The 21,459-nt window shown below is 67.9% G+C and carries 22 protein-coding genes; 10 read left to right on the top strand and 12 right to left on the bottom strand.

Translation table 11 applies throughout. From position 1 onward, the window contains the following. The first annotated feature begins 61 nt into the window (after positions 1-61). Positions 62-988, top strand: a complete 927-nt coding sequence (locus DK254_RS32475; protein ID WP_109937121.1) for a LysR family transcriptional regulator — start codon at positions 62-64, stop codon at positions 986-988. Positions 989-1,092: 104 nt separating this feature from the next. Here the strand turns inward: DK254_RS32475 and DK254_RS32470 are convergent, their stop codons facing one another. Both DK254_RS32470 and erdR read right to left on the bottom strand, forming a co-directional pair. Then, entirely contained in the window at positions 1,093-1,464 is a 372-nt protein-coding gene (locus DK254_RS32470; protein WP_089394559.1) for a diacylglycerol kinase, read from the bottom strand. An 81-nt stretch (positions 1,465-1,545) separates the two neighbouring features. Then, the gene (gene erdR, locus DK254_RS32465) at positions 1,546-2,196 is read right to left on the bottom strand and encodes a response regulator transcription factor ErdR (protein ID WP_089394560.1); all 651 of its coding nucleotides are present in this window, start codon (positions 2,194-2,196) and stop codon (positions 1,546-1,548) included. A 227-nt stretch (positions 2,197-2,423) separates the two neighbouring features. On the opposite strand from erdR, the gene DK254_RS32460 reads away from it, so the two are divergent. Continuing rightward, entirely contained in the window at positions 2,424-3,305 is an 882-nt protein-coding gene (locus DK254_RS32460) for a DMT family transporter (protein WP_109937120.1), read from the top strand. Between the two features lie 3 nt (positions 3,306-3,308). On the opposite strand, the gene DK254_RS32455 is transcribed toward DK254_RS32460, so the two are convergent. Beyond that, on the bottom strand, positions 3,309-4,049 hold the full coding sequence (locus tag DK254_RS32455; RefSeq protein ID WP_109937119.1) for a tRNA-uridine aminocarboxypropyltransferase: 741 nt from the start codon (positions 4,047-4,049) through the stop codon (positions 3,309-3,311). A gap of 167 nt (positions 4,050-4,216) precedes the next feature. Here DK254_RS32455 and DK254_RS32450 point away from each other — a divergent pair, with 167 nt between their 5' ends. Together DK254_RS32450 and DK254_RS32445 are read left to right on the top strand one after the other, a co-directional pair. Beyond that, entirely contained in the window at positions 4,217-4,624 is a 408-nt protein-coding gene (locus DK254_RS32450) for a quorum-sensing-regulated virulence factor family protein (RefSeq protein WP_109937118.1), read from the top strand. A 10-nt stretch (positions 4,625-4,634) separates the two neighbouring features. Next, positions 4,635-4,856 (top strand): DUF3820 family protein, encoded by a 222-nt coding sequence (locus DK254_RS32445; protein WP_109937117.1) that lies wholly within the window; start codon positions 4,635-4,637, stop codon positions 4,854-4,856. 14 nt (positions 4,857-4,870) lie between these two features. Here DK254_RS32445 and DK254_RS32440 read toward each other — a convergent pair whose 3' ends face one another. After that, positions 4,871-7,276, bottom strand: a complete 2,406-nt coding sequence (locus tag DK254_RS32440; protein ID WP_109937116.1) for a xylulose 5-phosphate 3-epimerase — start codon at positions 7,274-7,276, stop codon at positions 4,871-4,873. A 129-nt stretch (positions 7,277-7,405) separates the two neighbouring features. Here DK254_RS32440 and DK254_RS32435 point away from each other — a divergent pair, with 129 nt between their 5' ends. Both DK254_RS32435 and DK254_RS32430 read left to right on the top strand, forming a co-directional pair. Further along, positions 7,406-8,827 carry an MBL fold metallo-hydrolase RNA specificity domain-containing protein gene (locus DK254_RS32435; RefSeq protein WP_109937115.1) on the top strand — a complete coding sequence of 474 codons (1,422 nt, stop codon included), beginning with the start codon at positions 7,406-7,408 and terminating at the stop codon, positions 8,825-8,827. An 85-nt stretch (positions 8,828-8,912) separates the two neighbouring features. Next, positions 8,913-10,004 (top strand): LOG family protein, encoded by a 1,092-nt coding sequence (locus tag DK254_RS32430; protein ID WP_109937114.1) that lies wholly within the window; start codon positions 8,913-8,915, stop codon positions 10,002-10,004. A 440-nt stretch (positions 10,005-10,444) separates the two neighbouring features. Here DK254_RS32430 and recX read toward each other — a convergent pair whose 3' ends face one another. The 6 genes from recX to DK254_RS32400 form a co-directional block, all read right to left on the bottom strand. Continuing rightward, positions 10,445-10,909, bottom strand: a complete 465-nt coding sequence (gene recX, locus DK254_RS32425) for a recombination regulator RecX (protein ID WP_089394568.1) — start codon at positions 10,907-10,909, stop codon at positions 10,445-10,447. A gap of 8 nt (positions 10,910-10,917) precedes the next feature. Next, on the bottom strand, positions 10,918-11,979 hold the full coding sequence (gene recA, locus DK254_RS32420; protein WP_109937113.1) for a recombinase RecA: 1,062 nt from the start codon (positions 11,977-11,979) through the stop codon (positions 10,918-10,920). Positions 11,980-12,066: 87 nt separating this feature from the next. After that, entirely contained in the window at positions 12,067-12,579 is a 513-nt protein-coding gene (locus DK254_RS32415; RefSeq protein WP_109937112.1) for a CinA family protein, read from the bottom strand. A 264-nt stretch (positions 12,580-12,843) separates the two neighbouring features. Beyond that, entirely contained in the window at positions 12,844-13,170 is a 327-nt protein-coding gene (locus DK254_RS32410) for a hypothetical protein (RefSeq protein WP_109937111.1), read from the bottom strand. Next, on the bottom strand, positions 13,167-13,541 hold the full coding sequence (locus DK254_RS32405; RefSeq protein ID WP_061562211.1) for a hypothetical protein: 375 nt from the start codon (positions 13,539-13,541) through the stop codon (positions 13,167-13,169). Before DK254_RS32405 ends, DK254_RS32410 begins: the two co-directional genes overlap by 4 nt. Positions 13,542-13,550: 9 nt before the next feature. Beyond that, complete coding sequence (locus DK254_RS32400) at positions 13,551-13,964, bottom strand: cell wall hydrolase (protein ID WP_061562212.1); 414 nt, start codon at positions 13,962-13,964, stop codon at positions 13,551-13,553. A gap of 118 nt (positions 13,965-14,082) precedes the next feature. On the opposite strand from DK254_RS32400, the gene DK254_RS32395 reads away from it, so the two are divergent. The 4 genes from DK254_RS32395 to DK254_RS32380 all read left to right on the top strand — a co-directional run bounded on the left by DK254_RS32395 (position 14,083) and on the right by DK254_RS32380 (position 18,785). Beyond that, on the top strand, positions 14,083-15,414 hold the full coding sequence (locus DK254_RS32395; protein WP_109932575.1) for an IS4 family transposase: 1,332 nt from the start codon (positions 14,083-14,085) through the stop codon (positions 15,412-15,414). 130 nt (positions 15,415-15,544) lie between these two features. Continuing rightward, positions 15,545-15,949: a TM2 domain-containing protein gene (locus DK254_RS32390; protein ID WP_109937110.1), complete on the top strand. Its 405-nt coding sequence runs from the start codon at positions 15,545-15,547 to the stop codon at positions 15,947-15,949. Positions 15,950-16,242: 293 nt separating this feature from the next. Further along, entirely contained in the window at positions 16,243-17,616 is a 1,374-nt protein-coding gene (locus DK254_RS32385) for a pyridoxal-phosphate dependent enzyme (protein ID WP_109937109.1), read from the top strand. Beyond that, positions 17,613-18,785 (top strand): cystathionine gamma-synthase, encoded by a 1,173-nt coding sequence (locus DK254_RS32380; RefSeq protein ID WP_109937108.1) that lies wholly within the window; start codon positions 17,613-17,615, stop codon positions 18,783-18,785. The genes DK254_RS32385 and DK254_RS32380 overlap by 4 nt, the downstream gene beginning before the upstream one ends. A 362-nt stretch (positions 18,786-19,147) precedes the next feature. Here DK254_RS32380 and DK254_RS32375 read toward each other — a convergent pair whose 3' ends face one another. Both DK254_RS32375 and DK254_RS32370 read right to left on the bottom strand, forming a co-directional pair. Next, positions 19,148-20,419 carry a dihydroorotase gene (locus DK254_RS32375; RefSeq protein ID WP_109937107.1) on the bottom strand — a complete coding sequence of 424 codons (1,272 nt, stop codon included), beginning with the start codon at positions 20,417-20,419 and terminating at the stop codon, positions 19,148-19,150. After that, positions 20,416-21,420 (bottom strand): aspartate carbamoyltransferase catalytic subunit, encoded by a 1,005-nt coding sequence (locus DK254_RS32370; protein ID WP_109937106.1) that lies wholly within the window; start codon positions 21,418-21,420, stop codon positions 20,416-20,418. The genes DK254_RS32375 and DK254_RS32370 overlap by 4 nt, the downstream gene beginning before the upstream one ends. Positions 21,421-21,459: the final 39 nt, after the last annotated feature.

Genomic DNA, 21,459 nt, shown 5'->3' with positions numbered 1-21,459 from the left:
CCGCCCCGCCAGGGGCGACCGAATGTCGCGCCTCCCGCCCGCCACGGAGCCCCCCGAACCGATGAAATTCACCCTGCGCCAGATGGAAGTCTTCGTCGCCGTGGCCCAGCAGGAAAGCGTCTCGCGCGCCGCCGAAGCGCTGTCGCTGTCGCAGTCGGCCACCAGCACCGCGCTGGGCGAGCTGGAGCGGCAGTTCGACTGCAAGCTGTTCGACCGCGCCGGCAAGCGCCTGACCTTGAACGCCCTGGGCCGCCAGTTGCTGCCCCAGGCGGTGGCGCTGCTGGACCGCGGCAGCGAGATCGAGACGCTGCTCAACGGCAAGAGCGCCTTCGGCTCCCTGGACCTGGGCGCCACCCTGACCATCGGCAACTACCTGGCCACCCTGCTGATCGGCACCTTCATGCAGCGCCAGCCGGACTGCCGGGTGCGCCTGCACGTGCACAACACCGCCCACGTGGTGCAGCGCATCGCCCACTACGAGCTGGACCTGGGCCTGATCGAGGGCGACTGCCAGCACCCGGACATCGAGGTGCAGCCATGGATGGAGGACGAGCTGGTGGTGTTCTGCGCGCCGCAGCACCCCTTGGCCGGCGCCGGGCCGGCGGACCTGCAGCGCCTGAGCAGCGAGGCCTGGATCCTCCGCGAGCAGGGCTCGGGCACCCGCCTGACCTTCGACCAGGCCATGCGCCACCACCTCGAGCCGCTGAACATCCGCCTGGAGCTGGAGCACACCGAGGCGATCAAGCGCGCCGTGGAATCCGGCCTGGGCATCGGCTGCATCTCGCGCCTGGCCCTGCGCGACGCCTTCCGCCGCGGCAGCCTGGTGCCGGTGGAAACCCCGCAGCTGGACCTGCGCCGGCAGTTCTACTTCATCTGGCACCGGCAGAAGTACCAGACCGCGACCATGCGCGAATTCCTCGACCTGTGCCGCAGCGAGACGGCGGGCATCAGCCGTAGCGACGAGATCGTGCTGCCGGTGATTCCCTGAGGCGGCAGCCCGGCATACACGGGAAAATTCGGCATCGACCTGTAGGAGCGCGCCCTGCGCGCGAATCGCGGGCAGGGCCCGCTCCTACAGGGAGCGACGCCGGCTCAGCCGAGCAGGATCACCGCCCAGGTCACGGTGATGATGGTCAGCGCGACGAACTGCGCGGCGCTGCCCATGTCCTTGGCGTTCTTCGACAGCGGGTGGCGCTCCAGGGAGACGCGGTCGACCACCGCCTCCACCGCCGAGTTGAGCAGCTCGACGATCAGCGCCAGCAGGCACACGGCGATCATCAGCGCGCGCTCGCCGCGGGTGACGTCGCAGAAGAACGCCAGCGGGACGAGGATGACGTTGATCAGCACCAGTTGGCGGAAGGCCGCCTCGCCACGGAAGGCGGCGACGAAGCCGGCCATGGAGTAGCCGGCGGCATTGAGGATGCGCTTCAGGCCGGTCTGGCCCTTGAAGGGGGAGGAAGTCACGAAGGGCTCTCTGCGAAAAAGACGCGGCACTCTAAACCAGGCGCCGTAGGAAAGTGTGAAACGAAGGTCACGGGCAGCCGCTCAGGCGCCCGGAACCGTTTCCATCTGTTGCAGCAACAGCGCCGCCTGGGTACGGGTGCGCACGTTGAGCTTGCGGAAGATGGCCGTGACGTGGGCCTTCACGGTGGCCTCGGAGACGCTCAGCTCGAAGGCGATCTGCTTGTTCAGCAGGCCCTCGCAGACCATGGTCAGCACGCGGAACTGCTGCGGCGTGAGGCTGGCCAGGCCGGCGCTGGCGGCGCGCACTTCCTCGCTGAGCTCGGTCACCGCGTCGGCCTGCGGCGGCCACCAGACATCGCCGTCGAGCACCGCGCGCACCGCCTGCTGCAGGGTGGCCATGTCGCTGGACTTGGGAATGAAGCCGCTGGCGCCGAACTCCCGGGAGCGCTGCACCACGGCGGCGTCCTCCTGAGCCGAGATCATCACCACCGGAATCTGCGGGTACTGCCCGCGCAGCAGCACCAGGCCGGAAAAACCGTAGGCGCCGGGCATGTTCAGGTCGAGCAGGACCAGGTCCCAGTCGGCCTTGTCGTTGAGCCTGGCTTCCAGCTCGGCGATGCTCGCCGCCTCCACCAGCTTCGCGTCGGGACCCAACCCGAGGGTCAGGGCCTGGTGCAGGGCACTACGGAACAGCGGGTGATCGTCAGCGATCAGGATTTCGTAGGAAGCCATGTAAGTTCCTTGGTGGCCAGGCTCGATCCCCGACCAAGGGTAGTGGCGGGGCCAGCGTGGGAAAGGTCGTAACCTGATTGCCGCATTGTACGCAAATGCATCGGCCGATGCCCGTGCAGAATGCGCCCCGCCCCCATTCCCGGCGCTCCCGCTGACAGGTTGGACAGCTTTTCAAAGTCCCCGGCTTGCGGCAGAGTTGCGCTCTTTTTTTGCCTGCCGAGAACACCATGAAGAGCCACGCCCTGCGCGCCGATATCCTGATGCTGGTCACCGCCATGATCTGGGGGGTGTCCTTCGTCGCGCAGCGGTTGGGGATGGATGCCATCGGGCCCTTCCTCTACACCGGCCTGCGCTTCGCCCTCGGCGCCCTGATGCTGCTGCCGCTGCTGGCCTGGTCGGCCAGGCGCGGCGCCCAGCCATTCAACCGCGGCCTGCTGCTGGCGGGCCTGGCCATCGGCACCGCGCTGACCCTCGGCATCAATCTGCAGCAGGTCGGCCTGCTGTTCACCAGCGTGACCAACTCCGGCTTCATCACCGGGCTGTACGTGATCATAGTGCCGCTGCTCGGCCTGCTGCTGGGCCACCGCACCGGCATGGGCACCTGGCTCGGCGCCGCGCTGGCGGTGATCGGCATGGCCATGCTGAGCATCGGCCCGGGCTTCCAGGTGGCCTCCGGCGACTGGCTGCAGCTGGCCGGCGCGCTGGTGTGGGGCTGCCACGTGCTGCTGGTGGGGCTGTTCGCCAGCCGCTACGACCCGATCCGCCTGGCCTTCCTGCAGTTCGCCACCTGCTCGGTGGTGAGCATGATGCTGGCGGTGATCTTCGAGGAAATCCACTGGGACGCCATCGTCCAGGCCGGCCCGGCCCTGCTCTACGGCGGCCTGTTCGGCGTCGGCACCGGCTTCACCCTGCAGGTGATCGCGCAGAAGCACGCCATCGCCTCCCACGCTGCGATCATCCTGTCCCTGGAGGCGGTGTTCGCCGCCATCGCCGGGGCGATCTTCCTCGACGAGAGCCTGCACACGCGCGGTTACATCGGCTGCGCGCTGATGCTCGCCGGCATGCTGGTGGCCCAGCTGTGGCCGCAGAAGAAGGCCGCGGCGGCCTGAGCCCTAGAGTGCGGTATAGGGCCGCAGGGCTTGGTGCGCCGGGCTCTGCTCGTCCAGGCCGCGCTGGTGCTTCGCGCCCAGGTAGCGCTCGCTGAACACGTCCAGGTAGGCGTCCAGCGCGTCTCCCGCGCGCCGGTCGCCGGCCAGGCCCAGGCACAGCGCCGCCACTTCCGCGGTGCACAGGTGCTCGTCGAACTTGGAGCGGCGCAGGCGGTAGCGCGACAGCGCCTCGGGGGTGATGCTCAGCACCGGGAAACGGTCCAGGTAGGGGCTCTTGCGGAACATCTTGCGCGCCTCGTTCCAGGTGGCGTCCAGCAGGATGAACAGCGGGCGCTTGCCGGGCGCCGGTTCCACCCGCTCCACCACCCGCTCGGCGGCGACGAACTCGCCGGGGAACACCACGTAGGGCTGCCACTGCGGGTCGTCCAGCAGCGCCAGCAGGGCCGGGTCGACCTCGATCCGCGACCAGCCGAAGGCCCAGGTGTCCGGCACCGTTTCGGCGATCAGCCAGCCGGTGTTGCTCGGCTTCAGCGGCTCGGTGTCGAACATCACCAGGCACATCCCGGCATTGGCCTGCACCCGCGGCTGCCAGGCGCACATGCAGTAGTCCGGGCGCAGGCGGCAGCCGGCGCAGCGCGGCGAACGCGAGCCGCGGGCCACGAAGGGCTTCACGCAACGGGCCAGGCGCTCGGCGCGCAGGCGGGCGACGGCATGGTTCTTGGCGGCGGGATGGGCGGGCGACATCGGCGACTCGGGCGGGCGATCACGGCGGGCGGCGATTGTAGCAGAGCCCCTGCGCGCCCAGGCCGCTCGGCAGCCAGGCGGTTTTCGGGGACAATGGCGCCCGCATCCATCCGCCGAACCCAGAAGGGTCCGCGCGGTCGAACAGGCACCCATGCCAGGAGATACCCATGCTGCGCCTAACCGCCCTCGCCCTCTGCCTCGTCCTGCCCGCGGCCCACGCCGCGTCGCTCAAGAATTTCGAACTGGCCAAGACACTGGAGAAAGTCGCCAAGGAAAGCAGCGAAGGCACTCCGCGCGCGATCAACGAGGATATCCTCGACCAGGGCTACACCGTCCAGGGCAACCAGTTGATCAACCACCTCAGCGTGCGTGCCAGCCACGCCGCGAAAATGCGCGCCAACCCCGAGAAGGTGCGCAGCCAACTGGGCGACAGCGTGTGCAGCAATACCGGCTACCGCCAGCTGCTGGCCCAGGGCGCGGTCCTCACCTACGACTTCACCGAGTACCACACCAACGCCCCGGTGGCCGTCGAGCGCTTCGACGCCGGCAGCTGCCGCATCAAGCTGCAGAAGTGAAGCCGGCGCCATGCTGGAGTCGGAAAAGCTCAACCTGCTGAAGATCGCCCGCACGCCGATGCCCTTCGGCAAGTACCAGGGGCGCATGCTGGTGGACCTGCCGGAGGAATACCTGTTGTGGTTCCAGCGCAATGACAGCTTTCCCAAGGGGGAGCTGGGCCGCCTGATGCAGATAGTGCTGGAGCTGAAGGTCGAGGGCCTCGACGCCCTCGTCAAACCGCTGAAGCGCTAAGACGCCCCAGCGTTTCAGCGCAGGGCCCGCGGGTCCCCCTTGCCGGCCAGCGCCGCGACCTCCTCGGCGGTCAGCAGCGCGCTGCGCGGCACTTCCAGCAGGCGCGCGCAGGCTGCCAGTACATCGCCCCAGCTGGCCCGGTTGGCGAACAGCATGCCGGGCTCGTCGAGGGTCCCGCCGCGGTTGCGATACCCCAGCACCGAACTGCGCAGCGCATCCGGCAGGATCGGCCAGAGATGCCCGCGCGCCACCTCCGGGCGCATGTGGGTGAGCAGCACGCGGCGCCCATAGGCATCCGGGAACAACTGCTCGATCAGCGCCTCGTCGGCCACCGCCGCCAGCTCCCAGTTGTCCCTGGGCGCGCGGAAGCGCCCGGGCTCCTGCAGGTAGACCAGGCGGTACGGGTAGCCGGCCTCGGCCAGGCGCTCCGCAGCGCGGCGCATCTCGCCGAGCTGGTAGCTGCCGTTGGCGATCAGCAGCAGTGGGTCGCTGCCCGGGTGTTCCTCCACCACGATGGCGCCGTCGTGCGCCAGTTGCTCGGCCTGGGCCCGGTCGAACAGGTTCGGCCGCTCGCGCTTGGGCGCCACCAGGCAGGCCAGCTGCCCGCGGCTGCGGTAGATCTGCGGCAACAGCGCCAGCAGGCTGTTGTGGTCGGCGGGGAACAGCACCCGCACCATGTCGCTCATCTCGCCGAGCAGGCTCTCGCAGAAAGTGGTGTCCTGGTGCGACTGCTGGTTCTTGCCGTTCTCCCAGGTGTGCGAGGTGGCCACCAGGGGCCAGCCGAGCCAGCCGGCCGGGCGCCCGGCCTCCTTCTGCAGGCGGGCGAAGATCAGCGCCTGGCGCACCGCGCCGAGCATCTTCACGCAGAAGGCCTCGTAGCTGGCCACCAGGTTGAGCCCGCCCTGGTTGGCCAGGCAGGCGGAGACCACGGCCTCCTCGTTGAGCGCGGTGATGACCCGCCCGTCGATGGCCTCCAGCACGCTCTCCGGCTGGCAGACGCGGTGCTTCAGCGCCTTGAGCACGCCGCCCAGGCGGTTGCTGGCCAGCTCGTCGGGGTTGCCGACGCGGGCCCGCAGGTCCGGGTTCGCCGCGCACAGCTCGGTGAAGAAGCGGTCCAGCGCCAGCATCGGCGAGCACTGGTCGTTGCGGTAGTGCAGCTCCGGCAGGCTGGGCTCGATGGGCCGCCGCACCGCCAGCGGGTTGTCGCGCTCCAGCAGGCGCCCCTGGCGGCTCGCGGCGAACAGCGCGCAGGCGGCGTCCAGCTCGGCCTCCGGCACCCACAGCTGCGCCGCGTGGTGGTTGAACAGCTCCCGGGCGTTCTCGTCCTCGCTGGGGTTGCCCGGCAGCGGCAGGTTGTGCGCGGCGTTGCTGCCGGCACCGTAGAAGCCGAAGCCCTTGACCGTCTCGGCGATGCCGTAGGGGATCGGCAGCGGGTAATGCAGGATGCCGCTGTTCTTCTCGTGGACGCGATGGGCCAGGCGCTGCTCCATTTCCCAGAGGGCGCAGACGAAGGCGGCCGGGTCGCGGCCATCGAAACTCAGGGGGTCGAAGCCGCAGCCGCCGAGGTGGTGCTTGAAGCCTTCCAGGCCCTCGCGGGTGCCCAGCTGGGTGCGCTGCTCGATGCGTCGGCCATTGGCGATCATCACCGGCAGGGCCACGCCGCAGTCCTCGGCGCGCCACCAGCGCGGCATCCAGTCGCTGCCGCGCTGCTCCTCGGCGGCGCCGTCGGAGAGGAAGGCCACCAGGGTCTCGCCGGGCAGCGGCAGGTGCGCGTACTGCAGTTCGGCGAAGCCCAGGTAGCCGCCTTCGGCGATGCCGCCGGCGGTATGCGGGTTGACGTGGCTGCCCAGGGGCGCGGCGACGCTGCCGTCCGGCGCCTGGGCGTAGCTGTAGAAGTCCTGCACCAGGCGCTCCAGGCCGGCGGCGTCGATGCCGTAGCGCCGTGCCTGCTCGGGGTGCAGGTTGCCGGTCAGCACGTTGAGCGCCTCGATGGCCGCCACGCAGTGCCCCTGCCCCATCAGCCAGCCGCGGGTGGTGGCGGTCAGGGCATTGAGCGCGAGGTAGCCGGCGTAGGCCGGTACCATGTTCAGGGCGCCGCCGGTGTGGCCCTCGGGGCTGGCCTTGAAGTCCTCGGCCTGCAGCGGCGCGCCGTCCAGGTGCACGCGCCGCGCGTAGGTCATGTGCACCACCAGCCAGAGCCCGGCGCAGGTCAGCCGGTCCAGCGCGCGGAACATCCGATAGACGCTGGGCAAGTCCGGCTGCAGGCCGGCTTGGACCAATTGATGAGCCATGCGGAAGACCGCAGCCTGGGTCTGCGCGCTATGCTCAAGCGGACCGTATCCGCTCAGCCATTCGGTGAATGCCGGCTGCTCCGCCGCGTGCGCGGCCAGCTCCTCCGGACTGGGCAGTATCTGCGACATGCTCGACGTTCTCCCTTGGGCTATTGGGGGAAGTCTAGGTCGCCGGATGGGAGCGGCGCTGACCTGTATCAACGCCATTTCGTTCCAGCTACGCGAGTCTGAAATACCGAATCCTGCTAAGGAGGCCCCATGGCCCTACTCACTTTCATCGGCGCAGCCCAGGAAGTCACCGGCTCCTGCTACCTGCTGGAAACCCGGGATGGCGCGCGCGTGCTGCTCGAGTGCGGCATGCGCCAGGGCCGCAGCAACGGCAAGGGCACCCGCGACAATGAAGCCAGCAACCGCACGCCCTTCCCCTTCGATCCGAAGAGCCTGAACGCGGTGGTCATCTCCCACGCCCACATCGACCACAGCGGGCTACTGCCGCGCCTGGCGAAGGAAGGCTACAAGGGGCCGATCTACGCCACCGAGTCCTGCTGCGAGCTGCTGGAACTGATGCTGATGGATTCGGCCAACATCCAGGAAAAGGACGCCGAGTGGGAGAACAAGTGGCGCGCCCGCCTGAACAAGCCGGCGACCACCCCGATCTACACCGTCGAAGACACCGAGAAGGCCCTGGCCCTGCGCCGCGGCGTCAGCTACGGCAGCACCGTGGAAGTGGCGCCCGGCATCCGCGTGACCTTCCACAACGCCGGGCACATCCTCGGCTCGGCCATCGTCGAGATCGAGATCCACGAGCAGGGCCTGACGCGCCGCCTGGTGTTCTCCGGCGACCTGGGCAACACCTGCTCGCCGCTGATGCGCACGCCGACGCCGCTGAGCCGCGCCGACGTGGTGCTGCTGGAGTCCACCTACGGCGACCGCGACCACCGCGACAACAACGAGACGCTGCTGGAACTGGCGGACATCCTCGAACAGGCGCAGAAGGACGGCGGCAACGTGCTGATCCCCGCCTTCGCCGTCGGCCGCACCCAGGACCTGCTGTTCTACCTCGGGCGCTTCTACCAGGAAGGCCGCCTGCCGCAGCAGATGGTCTTCCTCGACAGCCCCATGGCCGCGCGGGCCAACGACATCTACCTGCGCCACTCCGGCGAATTCTCCGATAGCGACCGCGAATACATCCGCGGCACCGGCACCGTGAAGCTGTCCGAATGGCTGCCGCTGCTGCGCACCACGCAGACGCCGGAAGACTCCATGGCGATCAACCGCATCAAGAGCGGCGCCATCATCATCGCCGGCAGCGGCATGTGCACCGGCGGGCGCATCGTCCACCACTTCAAGCACAACCTCTGGCGCGAGGAATGCCACATCGTCTTCCCCGGCTTCCAGGCCAAGGGCACCCTCGGCCGCGCCATCGTCGACGGCGCCGAGAGCGTGCGCGTGCTGCGCCAGCGCATCGCCGTGCGGGCGAAGGTCCACACCCTCGGCGGCTTCTCCGCCCATGCAGGACAATCGCAATTGATTCAGTGGGTTGGCCACTTCGAGAACAAACCCGAGCTATACCTGATACATGGCGAGCGGGAAAAGATGGATGCCCTGCAGGCCGCACTGCTCGAACGCCTCGACTGGAAAGCCAACATTCCCGAACAGGGGGACCGCATCGCAATCTGAAACAGGGTCATCGCCGACTGCCGTCGGCGGCATGTCAGACTGGCGCAAGCCTACGACAAGGGGTTGAAGAACAAGGAGTATCCCCATGCCCTATGAACCCGAGGACTACCTCTCCAGGCACTTCCAGACCAGCGGCACCGACCTGACGCAGAAGGTCGAGGAACTGGCCGCCCTCGCCGCGCCGGGCGACAGCCCGAACCTGCCGCTGTACCGCGAGATGCTCTTCACCGTGGCGCGCATGGCCCAGGCCGACCGCAACCGCTGGGACGCCAAGATCATGCTGCAGACGCTGCGCGAGATGGAGCACGCCTTCGCCACCCTCGAGCAATTCAAGCGCCGGCGCAAGGTCACGGTGTTCGGCTCGGCGCGCACGCCCCCGGACCACCCGCTGTACGCCCTGGCCAGGGACCTGGGGCGCACCCTGGCCCGCTACGACCTGATGGTCGTCACCGGTGCCGGCGGCGGCATCATGGCCGCCGCCCACGAAGGCGCCGGGCTGGAGAACAGCCTGGGCTTCAACATCACCCTGCCCTTCGAGCAGCAGGCCAACCACACGGTGGCCGGCACCAACAACCTGCTGTCGTTCCACTTCTTCTTCCTGCGCAAGCTGTTCTTCGTCAAGGAAGCCGACGCCCTGGTGCTCTGCCCCGGCGGCTTCGGCACCCTGGACGAGGCGCTGGAAGTGCTGACGCTGATCCAGACCGGCAAGAGCCCGCTGGTGCCGGTGGTGCTGCTCGACCAGCCCGGCGGGCATTACTGGGAGCAGGCGCTGCAGTTCATGCAGGAGCAGTTGCTGGACAACCGCTACATCCTGCCCAGCGACATGCACCTGATGAAGCTGGCCCGCTCGGTGGAGGACGCGGTCGGGGAGATCGCCCACTTCTACAGCAACTTCCACTCCAGCCGCTGGCTCAAGGACAACTTCGTCATCCGCCTCAACCACCGCCTCAGCGACAGCGCCATCCAGCGCCTGCACGAGGAGTTCGGCAACCTCTGCCTGCACGACGGCTTCCACCAGCAGGCCTGCGGCGAACTGGAAAAGGACGAACCGGAATTCACCAAGCTCACGCGCCTGGCCTTCGCCTTCAACGGCCGCGACCACGGCCGCCTGCGCGAGTTGGTGAATTTCATCAATGACAAGCAGAACTGGACCGAGGCTTGTCCCGTTCCTGCATAGGCCACCGCACCTGTAGGAGCGGGCCCTGCCCGCGAATCGCGCGCAGGGCGCGCTCCTACATGGGATGGCGCTCCTACGCCCACGCCCAACCGTAGGGCGTATAACCGTTCGCGGTTATACGCCGTTGGCCCGACGTGACACTGCGCTGGCGCGTGATTCCGGGGGGAACGGTGTGTGAAATGGCGTAGGGGCAACTGTCTTGCCGACTACGCCGAGATGTTCTCTGTAGGAGCGAGCTTGCTCGCGAACAGACTCCGCTGCGGGGTTTATTCGCGAGCAAGCTCGCTCCTACGAGAAGCCGTTCCCGCGCCTTACAAGCGGATCTTATCCACGAACCGCGCCGATACCGCCAGCTATCGCGGACAAGCCAGGGGAATGTGGGCGTAGGAGCGGACTCCGTCCGCGATCCGGCCGATAGGCCGGCCAGCACCGCGCAGGGCTCAGTCGTCCCCGCCGCGCCCGCTGAACAGGCGGTTGATGGCTTCCATGGAAAACCCCCGGTAGGCGAGGAAACGCCCTTGCTGGGCACGCTCGCGGGCATCCTGGGGTAGACGGGGGAACTTGCGGCGCCAAGCGTCCCGAAGTTGCGCCTGCCAGTCGACGTCGGCCTCGCCCAGGGCCTTCTCGATCTCGCCGCGGGGCAGGCCGCGCTGGCTCAGTTCGTCGCGGATGCGCAAGGGGCCATAGCCGCTGCGCGCCTTGCTGGCGATGAAGGCTTCCAGGTAACGGGATTCGTTGAGCAACCCCTCCTCGGCCAGGCGGTCGAGGGCGGGCTCGATGAGTTCCGCAGGCGCGCCGCGCTGGCGCAGCTTGCGGACGAGTTCGGCGCGACCGTGCTCGCGCCGCGCCAGGAGGTCCATGGCGGCCCGTCGCACGGCGACGGGCGTATCGAGCACGGTCGGCATCGGCGGGATCAGTAGTCGAGGTCGGCTTCAGCGGCCTCGGCGGCTTCGGCTGCAGCCAGCTCGGCCTTGGTCGGCGCCGGCTGGTTGTTCAGCAGTTGCTCGCGGATGGCCTTGTCCAGCACCGCGCAGATTTCCGAGTTTTCTTCCAGGAACTTGGCGGCGTTGGCCTTGCCCTGGCCGATCTTGCTGCCCTGGTAGCTGTACCAGGCGCCGGACTTCTCCACCAGGCCCAGCTGCACGCCCAGGTCGATGATCTCGCCGGTGCGGTAGATGCCCTTGCCGTAGAGAATCTGGAACTCGGCCTGGCGGAACGGCGGAGCGACCTTGTTCTTCACGACCTTGACGCGGGTTTCGCTGCCGACCACCTCGTCGCCTTCCTTCACCGCGCCGGTACGGCGGATGTCCAGGCGCACGGAGGCGTAGAACTTCAGGGCGTTACCACCGGTGGTGGTTTCCGGGTTGCCGAACATCACGCCGATCTTCATGCGGATCTGGTTGATGAAGATGACCAGGCAGTTGGCGTTCTTGATGTTGCCGGTGATCTTGCGCAGCGCCTGGGACATCAGGCGGGCCTGCAGGCCGACGTGGGCATCGCCCATCTCGCCTTCGATCTCGGCCTTGGGCACCAGGGCCGCCACGGAGTCGACGATGATCACGTCCACCGCGTTGGAGCGCACCAGCATGTCGGTGATTTCCAGGGCCTGCTCGCCGGTGTCCGGCTGCGAGACCAGCAGGTCGTCGACGTTGACGCCCAGCTTGCCGGCGTAGTCCGGGTCCAGCGCGTGCTCGGCGTCGACGAAGGCGCAGGTGGCGCCCTGGCGCTGGGCTTCGGCGATGACCGAGAGGGTCAGGGTGGTCTTGCCCGAGGATTCCGGGCCGTAGATCTCGACGATCCGGCCTTTCGGCAGGCCGCCGATGCCCAGGGCGATGTCCAGGCCCAGGGAGCCGGTGGAGATGGCCGGGATGGCCTGGCGCTCGTGGTCGCCCATGCGCATCACCGCGCCCTTGCCGAATTGGCGTTCGATCTGTCCCAGGGCCGCGGCCAGGGCGCGCTTCTTGTTGTCGTCCATTGAAGTCCTCGCGAAGTCAGGCGGCCGGGATGGGCCACGAACAACTGTATAAGTAGACAGTATTATTTCACAGGGCAAGGCGCTCGCCTACCCCCGGACGGGATTTTCCCCGACGGCCAGTCGCAACACCCCGTCCAGAGCGGCCGCCACCGCCTGCCGGCGCACCGCGAGGCGGTCGCCGGCGAAATGCAGGCACGCCGGGAGCAGCCTTTCGCCGTCGGCCCAGCACAACCAGACGGTTCCTACAGGCTTCTCTGGTGAACCACCGTCCGGCCCGGCGATACCGCTGACCGCCACGGCGAAACGCGCGCCACTGCGCGCCTGTGCGCCACGGGCCATGGCCTCGACCACCTCGCGGCTGACCGCGCCGACCTGTGGGAAAAGTTCGTCGGGCACGCCCAGTTGGGCGGTCTTCTGCGCGTTGGAATAGGTGACGTAGCCGGCATCGAACCAGGCCGAGCTGCCGGCGATCCGCGTGATCGCCTCGGCGATGCCGCCGCCGGTGCAGGATTCCGCGGTGCAGACCCGCGCGCCCAGCCGCTGCAACTGCGCGCCCAGGCGCGCGGCCAGGTCGGTGATGCCTTCGTCGCTGATGCTCATTGCGTACTCCGATGCTTAAGCCGTCAGGCCGGATACCGTACACTAGGCGCTTTTGCATATAGAAGACGGACCGCCCAAAGTCATGAGCCAAAGCGACCTTTCCGCTCACACCCCGATGATGCAACAGTAGCGGAAGAAGCAAGCTCCAGGCCGCGCAGAGCCTGACTATTAGTCAGGCTCTGTCCAAAACAAAATCGCGAGATAGGCCGTCTGAAAGCCGCATAGTTCGGCGAGTTGTGAGTTAGTTTTAGACAGATCACAGCCCTACTGACAGGCCATCACCGCGGCACGCAACTGCGCCTCGTAGCCCAGGTGCTGCTGCCGCTCTGCCAGCAGCGCCCGGACCTTCACCTGCAGCGTGTCGCTTTTCTGCAAGCTCGCCGTGGCCCAGGCTGGCTCCTGCACCGCCGGCGCCCGGCAGGGCACCGCCACCGGCACCTCTACGCGCACCGTGCGCGGCTCAGGCTCGACCTGGCCGGCGCATCCCGCCAGCGCGAACACCATCCCCAGCACCTGCACCACCTGCACTTTTCGGCTGCACCTGCCGAAAATCGCTGCACCTGCAGCTTTTCGCCACTCCTGCGGTTTCATAGGCCCAACTCCTTGTCGATGACCGCCTCTGCCGCTGCGCACTGATCACCCTCGGCGTGCTCCTGCTGCAGGCGCTGCGCCGCGGCGTAGTGCTCGCCGGCCTGCTGCTGGGCATCGGCCACGGCCTGGGCGGCACGTGCCTGGCGCTGCTGGGCCTGGTTAGCCAGGCCAGCGATGGCGGCGTTCTGGTCGCCCACCAGTGCCTCGAGGTTGCCCCGGGCCGCGCGACAGCTGGTCAGATCCACGGCCGCGGCATCGAGCTGCGGACGGTAGTGCCCGGCGGCCAGCCACACACCCAAGCCGGTGCCGACGGCGACCAGCAGCAGCGCGGCCAGCACCAGGCCGGCCGCCTTCCACGGGAAGTTCTGCATGGTTCGCTCCTACGGGACGTCGCGGAAGAAGGCGTGGTGGCCGATCACTGCCGTGCGTTTCGCTTTCGCCGCCCAGGCCGGCGGCTTGGCCATGGTGGTGGCGTAGTAGTGGGTGGCCCCGCCGGTTGGGTCCAGCTGGCTGCCGCTGATCACCGCCAGTGCGGCCTCTCTGGCGCGCAGGTACTCGCCGGCCGGGATCTGCTTCGCGCCGGACAGGTACGGATAGTTCGGATCGTTCTTGTTCCAGCAGCTGAACTGCCAGGGCGCCTGGCAGACGCTGACGATGTCCCGCCCCCACCAGCCAGGCTTCGCCGCGCGGTTACGGATCGTCCAGCCCACGGCGACCATGCCGGCGGCGCCTTCGCCGCGCGCCTCGCCCCACAGCGTCCGCGCCAGCACATCTACATCACGGTCTTGGCCCATGGTTTCCTCCGGGCATGAAAAAGCCCGCCAGGTGGCGTAATGCTGTTCACTTAAGCATTTGAGCCACGGCAGGTGTTCCCCAAGAATCCGGTGCCAGACTTCTGGCATCGGATTTTTTATGTCTTTCCAACAGCACCTGCTCGATCTGGGCGACCTGTTCAACTTCTCCGACCTGAGCACCTTCACCCAGAACATTCCAATCGAGTGGGTGGAGTCGGCACTGCATCTTTCCTCACAGGCCAGCATTCGGCGGCGGCGTCTGCCTACCGATCAGGTGCTCTGGCTGGTACTGGGCATGGCGTTGTTCCGCGATGAGCCCGTCCATGAAGTGGCCAGGCGCCTGAATATCTGCGCTCAGGGCCTGGCTTCCGACCACCTGCTGGCGAGAAGTGGTATCAGCCAAGCCCGTAAGCGGCTCGGCGCCGATCCGGTCGAGTGGTTGTTCCGCAAAACCGGCAAGCAGTGGGGGTGCGAACGCTATGACGGAGACAACTGGCAGGATCTGCGGGTCCTGGCGGTGGATGGCGCACTCCTGCGCACCCCGGACAGCACTGAACTGCGCAAGCATTTCGGTTCCGGCAACACCGCCACCGACCGCCAGACGCCGTTTCCCATGATGCGCCTGGTTGCGTTGATGAACGTACGCTCGCACGTGATCCTGGATGCCCAGTTGAGCCCCTACCGGCGCAGTGAAATGCGTTTGGCCGACGAGTTTCTTCAGCAAATCCCCGATCACTCGGTAACCCTGTTCGACAAGGGCTTCTGGAGTGCCGATTTGCTGTTGGGCGTCGCCACGACGGGGGCGAACCGCCACTGGTTGATCCCGGCTCGCAAGGGCCTGGTCGGTGAAGAACTGGTCCGTTACGGCAAGCGTGATCGCCTGCTGCGCATGAAGGTGTCGGCACAGGCTCGAAAGCGTAACCCGGCGCTGCCGGCCTACTGGGAGGTACGTGAAGTCAGCTACGAACGTCAGGGCAAGCTGAAAACCGTGCTGACCTCTCTGCCAGCCGAGCGCTACAGCGCCAAGGCCGTTGCCGATCTGTACCAGGAGCGCTGGGAGATCGAACTGGGCTTCCGAGATATCAAGAGTTCCCTGCAACAGAACGCGGTCACCCTGCGCAGCAAGAAGGTTGAGCTGATCTATCAGGAAGTCTGGGGGTTGCTGCTGAGCTACAACGTCATTCGCCGTGAGGCGAGCCAGGCGGCGGTAGCGTTCGGCCGTTCCGCATCCGAGATACGCTTCAAGCCGGTGGCTCATTACATCGCCGTTCAACTGATCGTGATGGCAGCAGCCAATCCGATTTCCGCCACTGGAAGGCGCCTGGCGGAGTTGCGGGCCGGGATCGGCGGGCTATTCCTGGATCGCCGCCCAAGGCCGGCAAGACCAAGGGCGGTGAAGATTTCGAAGACCCGCTATCCGGTGAACCGCAATGCTGCTCCGCTTAAGTGAACAGCATTACGCCCCAAGGCGGGCTTTTGCCATCCATGGGTTTGTATTCCCCGCGACTTTTCTTACAGTGATGGCAAACCCGCCGCGATTGCGCCGGTCGAATCCAGGAATCCCCGCCAAGGAGCGCTCCATGCCCAACACCCCCGACACCCACAGCAAGGTCATCGGCTACCTGCTATGGATCTTCGGCTTCACCGGTTCCCACCGCTTCTACTACGGCAAGCCGGTGAGCGGGACCATCTGGTTCTTCACCCTGGGGCTGTTCTTCATCGGCTGGATCATCGACCTGTTCCTGATCCCCTCGATGGACGACGAGGCCGACCTGCGCTACCGCAGCGGCGCCCTGGACTACAACGTCGCCTGGATACTGCTGACCTTCCTCGGCGTGTTCGGCGTGCACCGCATGTACATGGGCAAATGGCTGACCGGCATCCTCTACCTGTTCACCGGCGGCCTGTTCTTCATCGGCGTGCTCTACGACTTCTGGACGCTCAACGCCCAGGTCTCCGAGCGCAACGGCCCGCAGCGGATCTGACCTTGCCCGCTCCTGCAAGAAGCCATGCTCACCAGCACCGTAGGAGCGGACCTTGTCCGCGATAGCCGGACGTATCGGCGCGGTTCGCGGATGAGATCCGCTCCTACACCGCCCAGCCACGCCGTTCCCCTGTAGGGGGCGCCCTGCGCGCGATTGCGGGCCGGGCCCACGCCTGCGCACCGGTCTTTTCGTCGTGGCCGCCTGGCGGTCGGGCAGGCGCCGGCCTATGGTCAGGAGGACCATAAAGGCGCGCCGCCGGGCGATCCCCGTGGCGCCGACAAGGAGTGGATGCCATGAGCAACGAACTTCGTCCTGCCGTACTCGACCTGATCGGCAATACCCCGCTGGTGCAGGTCACCCGCTTCGATACCGGCCCCTGCACCCTGTTCCTCAAGCTGGAATCGCAGAACCCCGGCGGCTCGATCAAGGACCGCATCGGCGTGGCCATGATCGAGACCGCCGAGCGCGACGGCCGCCTGAAGCCCGGCGGGACCATCGTCGAGGCCACCGCCGGCAACACCGGCCTGGGCCTGGCCCTGGTGGGCCGCGCCAAGGGCTACCGGGTGGTGCTGGTGGTGCCGGACAAGATGTCCAGCGAGAAGGTGCTGCACCTCAAGGCCATGGGCGCCGAGGTGCACATCACCCGCTCCGACGTCGGCAAGGGCCACCCGGAGTACTACCAGGACGTGGCCGCGCGCCTGGCGCGGGACATCCCCGGGGCCTTCTTCGCCGACCAGTTCAACAACCCGGCCAACCCCCTGGCCCACGAAACCAGCACCGCCCCGGAAATCTGGCAGCAGACCGGCCATGACCTCGACGCCATCGTCGTCGGCGTCGGCTCGGCGGGCACCCTCACCGGGTTGACGCGCTTCTTCCGCCAGGTACAGCCGGACCTGGAGATGGTCCTGGCCGACCCGGTGGGCTCGGTGATGGCCGGCTACGTGCGCGACGGCACCCTGGGCGAGGTGGGTTCCTGGGCGGTGGAAGGCATCGGCGAGGACTTCATTCCCTCTATCGCCGACCTTTCCAGCGTGCGCCACGCCTATTCCATCAGCGACGAGGAAAGCTTCGCCCACGCCCGCGAGCTGCTGCGCGCCGAGGGCATCCCCGGCGGTTCCTCCACCGGCACCCTGCTGGCCGCCGCCTTGCGCTACTGCCGCGAGCAGACGCAGCCCAGGCGCGTGCTCAGCTTCGTCTGCGACACCGGCACACGCTACCTGTCCAAGGTCTACAACGACCAGTGGATGACCGACCAGGGCCTGCTGCAGCGCAAGCGCTACGGCGACCTGCGCGACATCATCGCGCGGCGCTTCGAGGAGGGCCGGGTGATCAGCGTGGGGCCGGACGATACCCTGCTGACGGCCTTCCAGCGCATGCGCCTGGCCGACGTCTCGCAGCTGCCGGTGCTGGCCGACGGCAAGCTGGCCGGGGTCATCGACGAATCCGACATCCTGCTGGGCGTGCACGCCGACGCCAGCCATTTCCGCCAGCCGGTGGCCAGCGCCATGACCACCCGCCTGGAAACCCTGGCCCCGGACGCCAGCCTGGCCGAACTGCAGGCCGAGCTGGACCGCGGCCTGGTCGCCATCATCGCCGACGCCTCGGGCTTCCACGGCCTGATCACCCGTTTCGACTTGCTCAACCATCTTCGGAGAACGCTCCCATGAGCCAGGATTCCCAAGCGCCCCGCGGTTTCGCCACGCGGGTCATCCACGCCGGCCAGGCGCCCGACCCCTCCACTGGCGCGCTGATGCCGCCGATCTACGCCAACTCCACCTACCTGCAGGACAGCCCCGGGGTGCACAAGGGCCTGGACTACGGGCGCTCGCACAACCCCACGCGCTGGGCCCTGGAGCGCTGCGTGGCGGACCTGGAGGGCGGCAGCAGGGCGTTCGCCTTCGCCTCGGGGCTCGCGGCCATCTCGGCGACACTGGAACTGCTCGACGCCGGCTCGCACATCGTGTCCGGCAACGACATCTACGGCGGCACCTTCCGCCTGTTCGAGCGTGTGCGGCGGCGCAGCGCCGGGCACGAGTTCAGCTTCGTCGACCTCACCGACACCGGCGCCATCGAGGCCGCGTTGCGCCCGGAAACCCGCATGGTGTGGGTCGAGACGCCGAGCAACCCGCTGCTGCGCCTGGCCGACCTGGAGACCATCGCCCGCCTGTGCCGCAGCCGCGGCATCCTCTGCGTGGCCGACAACACCTTCGCCAGCCCGCGCATCCAGCGCCCGCTGGAGCTGGGCTTCGACGTAGTCGTGCACTCGACGACCAAGTACCTGAACGGCCACTCCGACGTCATCGGCGGCATCGCCGTGGTCGGCGACAATCCCGAGCTGGCCGAGCGCCTGGGCTTCCTGCAGAACGCCGTGGGCGCCATCGCCGGCCCCTTCGATGCCTTCCTCACCCTGCGCGGGGTGAAGACCCTGGCCCTGCGCATGGAGCGGCACTGCGCCAACGCCCTGGAACTGGCCCAGTGGCTGGAGCGCCAGCCGCAGGTGGCGCGGGTGCACTACCCGGGCCTGCCCTCGCACCCGCAGCACGCGTTGGCGAAGCGGCAGATGAACGGCTTCGGCGGGATGATCTCCATGGACCTGGCTACCGACCTGGCCGGCTCGAAACGCTTCCTGGAGAACGTGCGCATCTTCGCCCTGGCCGAGAGCCTGGGCGGGGTGGAAAGCCTGATCGAGCACCCGGCGATCATGACCCACGCGACTATTCCGCCGGCTACCCGGGCGGAGCTGGGCATCGGGGATGCATTGGTACGGCTGTCGGTGGGGGTGGAGGATGTCGAGGACCTGCGTGCGGATTTGGCGCAGGCGTTGGCGACTATCTAACTAAGGGGGGCTTTTCGTAGGAGCGAGCTTGCTCGCGAATGGTGCCTCCCGGTGGTCACGGTGTATCGGTTGGCTCCGCTCCCTCTCCCTAACCCTCTCCCTGAAGGGAGAGGGGACCGTTGGGCAGAAGTGGATGTTCTGCAGTCAGCCGGATATCTCTCCGTGCTGTCCGGTTGAGGCCTTGCTTCCAGCCGGTACGGACAAGCCCCCTCTCCCTTCAGGGAGAGGGCTGGGGAGAGGGGACAGAGGTAACCTCATGCACCGGCATGTCCGGGAAACACCGTTCGCAAGCAAGCCAGTTCCTACAGGACCAGACAACGAAAAAACCCGCCAACTGGCGGGCTTCTTCATGCCTGACAAGCTCAGACCGCGTGAACGATATGCCCATCCACCAGCGTGCAGCGCACCGCGCCCGGCAGGCAGTGGCCGATGAACGGGCTGTTCTGGCCGCGGGAGTACCAGGTCTCGCCGGCCAGGGTCTGGCCCTCGGCCTCGAACAGCACCAGGTCGGCGGCCTCGCCCACGGCGATGCGGCCGGCCGGCAGGCGCAGCGCTGTGGCCGGGCCGCTGGTCAGGCGCGTCAGCAGGGTCGGCAGGTCGAGCAGGCCGTCCTGCACCAGGGTCATGGCCAGCGGCAGCAGCAGCTCGACGCTGCTGATGCCCGGCTCGGTGTCGGCGAAGGGGGCGTTCTTGGCGTCCGCCTCGTGGGGTTGGTGGTGGCTGGCGATGGCTTGCACCACGCCGCTCTTCACCGCCTCGCGCAGGGCGTCGCGGTCCTTGCGCGAGCGCAGCGGCGGCTGCACGTGGTAGAGGCTGGAGAAGTCGGCCAGGGCCTCGTCGGTGAGGATCAGCTGGTACAGCGCCACGTCGGCGGTCACCGGCAGGCCGCGGGCCTGGGCCTGGGCGATCATCTCCACGCCGCGGGCGCTGGTCAGCTGGCTGAAGTGCGCGCGCACGCCGCTCTGTTCCACCAGCAGCAGGTTGCGGGCCAGGGCCACGGTCTCGGCGCTCTCGGGGATGCCGGCCAGGCCGCGGAAGCTGGCGGTGGGGCCGTCGTGGGCCAGGCCGCCCTGGGCCAGTTCGGCATCCTGGGAGGTGAAGATCACCGTCAGGTCGAAGGTCGCCGCGTATTCCAGCGAGCGCAGCAGCACGCGGTTGCTGGCCAGGGGCGCCAGGCCGTTGCTGAAGGCCACGCAGCCGGCGTCGCGCAGGGCGGCCAGTTCGGACAGCTGCTCGCCGGCCAGGCCGCGGGTCAGCGCGCCGATGGGGAAGACCTTGGCATTGCCGGCCTCGCGGGCGCGGTCGAGGATCAGCTCGGCCACCGCCGGGGTGTCCAGCACCGGTTTGGTCTGCGGCGGGCAGCACAGGCTGGTGACGCCGCCGGCGCTGGCGGCGCGGGTTTCGCTTTCGATGTTGCCCTTGCGGCTGTAGCCCGGCTCGCGCAGGGCGACGTTCAGGTCCACCAGGCCGGGCGCGGCGATCAGGCCGGCGGCGTCCAGTTCCTGGGCGGCGTGGAAGTCGGCCGGGGCCTGGCCCAGGGCGATGATCCTGCCGGCTTCGATGTGGACGTCGCAGACCTGGTCCAGGCCGCTGGCCGGGTCGATGACGCGGGCGCCGTGAATGCTGACGGTCATTGCGCGTCCTCCTGTTCCAGCTGGCGTTGGGCGTTCTGCCCGCTCATGGCCATGGACAGCACGGCCATGCGGATGGCGATCCCGTAGGTCACCTGGTTGAGGATCACCGACTGCTCGCCGTCGGCCACCGCGGATTCGATCTCCACGCCGCGGTTGATCGGCCCCGGGTGCATGACGATGGCGCCCGGCCTGGCCAGCTTCAGGCGCTTCTCGGTCAGGCCGTAGAGCTTGAAGAACTCGCCTTCGCTGGGCAGCAGGCCACCCTGCATGCGCTCGCGCTGCAGGCGCAGCATGATGACCACGTCGACGTCCCTGAGGCCTTCGTTGGCGTCGGTGAACACCTTCACCCCGTAGACTTCCTCCAGGCCGATGGGCAGCAGGGTGCGCGGGGCGATGACGCGGATGTCCGGGCAGCCGAGTGTCTTCAGCGCCAGCATGTTCGAGCGCGCCACCCGCGAGTGCAGGACGTCGCCGACGATGGCCACCGAGAGGTTCTCGAAGCCGCCCTTGTGGCGGCGGATGGTGAGCATGTCGAGCATGCCCTGGGTCGGGTGGCCGTGGCGGCCGTCGCCGCCGTTGATCACCGCCACCCGGGGGCTGACGTGCTCGGCGATGAAGTGCGCCGCGCCGGAGTCGCTGTGGCGCACGACGAACATGTCGGCGGCCATGGCCTCGAGGTTGCGCAGGGTGTCGGTGAGTGTCTCGCCCTTGCTGGTCGAGGAGGTCGACACGTTCAGCGTGATGACGTCGGCGGACAGGCGTTGGGCGGCCAGTTCGAAGGTGGTGCGGGTGCGTGTGGAGTTCTCGAAGAACACGTTGCACACGGTCTTGCCGCGCAGCAGCGGGACCTTCTTCACCGCGCGCGCGCCGACTTCCAGGAAGGAGTCGGCGGTGTCGAGGATTTCGGTCAGCAGCTCGCGGGGCAGGCCGTCGAGCGAGAGGAAGTGGCGCAGCTGGCCCTGGTCGTTGAGCTGCAGCGGGCGCTTGGCGTCTGTCGGCATGGGGCAGGCCCTGAATGGTGGAAAGGGTGGCGCGCGCGT

Origin of the sequence: Pseudomonas sp. RW407 (genome assembly GCF_003176655.1) — a bacterium.
Lineage (GTDB): Bacteria > Pseudomonadota > Gammaproteobacteria > Pseudomonadales > Pseudomonadaceae > Pseudomonas > Pseudomonas delhiensis.
The sequence above is the reverse complement of the archived record's forward strand: the minus strand, read 5'-3'. Positions and strand labels throughout refer to the sequence as shown.

Excerpts from the sequence above, each read along its gene's own strand:
- DK254_RS32475 (WP_109937121.1), top strand. The coding sequence starts at position 62 with ATGAAATTCACCCTGCGCCAGATGGAAGTCTTCGTCGCCGTGGCCCAG.
- erdR (WP_089394560.1), bottom strand. The coding sequence starts at position 2,196 with ATGGCTTCCTACGAAATCCTGATCGCTGACGATCACCCGCTGTTCCGT.
- DK254_RS32460 (WP_109937120.1), top strand. The coding sequence starts at position 2,424 with ATGAAGAGCCACGCCCTGCGCGCCGATATCCTGATGCTGGTCACCGCC.
- DK254_RS32455 (WP_109937119.1), bottom strand. The coding sequence starts at position 4,049 with ATGTCGCCCGCCCATCCCGCCGCCAAGAACCATGCCGTCGCCCGCCTG.
- DK254_RS32450 (WP_109937118.1), top strand. The coding sequence starts at position 4,217 with ATGCTGCGCCTAACCGCCCTCGCCCTCTGCCTCGTCCTGCCCGCGGCC.
- DK254_RS32445 (WP_109937117.1), top strand. The coding sequence starts at position 4,635 with ATGCTGGAGTCGGAAAAGCTCAACCTGCTGAAGATCGCCCGCACGCCG.
- DK254_RS32440 (WP_109937116.1), bottom strand. The coding sequence starts at position 7,276 with ATGTCGCAGATACTGCCCAGTCCGGAGGAGCTGGCCGCGCACGCGGCG.
- DK254_RS32435 (WP_109937115.1), top strand. The coding sequence starts at position 7,406 with ATGGCCCTACTCACTTTCATCGGCGCAGCCCAGGAAGTCACCGGCTCC.
- DK254_RS32430 (WP_109937114.1), top strand. The coding sequence starts at position 8,913 with ATGCCCTATGAACCCGAGGACTACCTCTCCAGGCACTTCCAGACCAGC.
- recX (WP_089394568.1), bottom strand. The coding sequence starts at position 10,909 with ATGCCGACCGTGCTCGATACGCCCGTCGCCGTGCGACGGGCCGCCATG.
- recA (WP_109937113.1), bottom strand. The coding sequence starts at position 11,979 with ATGGACGACAACAAGAAGCGCGCCCTGGCCGCGGCCCTGGGACAGATC.
- DK254_RS32415 (WP_109937112.1), bottom strand. The coding sequence starts at position 12,579 with ATGAGCATCAGCGACGAAGGCATCACCGACCTGGCCGCGCGCCTGGGC.
- DK254_RS32410 (WP_109937111.1), bottom strand. The coding sequence starts at position 13,170 with ATGAAACCGCAGGAGTGGCGAAAAGCTGCAGGTGCAGCGATTTTCGGC.
- DK254_RS32405 (WP_061562211.1), bottom strand. The coding sequence starts at position 13,541 with ATGCAGAACTTCCCGTGGAAGGCGGCCGGCCTGGTGCTGGCCGCGCTG.
- DK254_RS32400 (WP_061562212.1), bottom strand. The coding sequence starts at position 13,964 with ATGGGCCAAGACCGTGATGTAGATGTGCTGGCGCGGACGCTGTGGGGC.
- DK254_RS32395 (WP_109932575.1), top strand. The coding sequence starts at position 14,083 with ATGTCTTTCCAACAGCACCTGCTCGATCTGGGCGACCTGTTCAACTTC.
- DK254_RS32390 (WP_109937110.1), top strand. The coding sequence starts at position 15,545 with ATGCCCAACACCCCCGACACCCACAGCAAGGTCATCGGCTACCTGCTA.
- DK254_RS32385 (WP_109937109.1), top strand. The coding sequence starts at position 16,243 with ATGAGCAACGAACTTCGTCCTGCCGTACTCGACCTGATCGGCAATACC.
- DK254_RS32380 (WP_109937108.1), top strand. The coding sequence starts at position 17,613 with ATGAGCCAGGATTCCCAAGCGCCCCGCGGTTTCGCCACGCGGGTCATC.
- DK254_RS32375 (WP_109937107.1), bottom strand. The coding sequence starts at position 20,419 with ATGACCGTCAGCATTCACGGCGCCCGCGTCATCGACCCGGCCAGCGGC.
- DK254_RS32370 (WP_109937106.1), bottom strand. The coding sequence starts at position 21,420 with ATGCCGACAGACGCCAAGCGCCCGCTGCAGCTCAACGACCAGGGCCAG.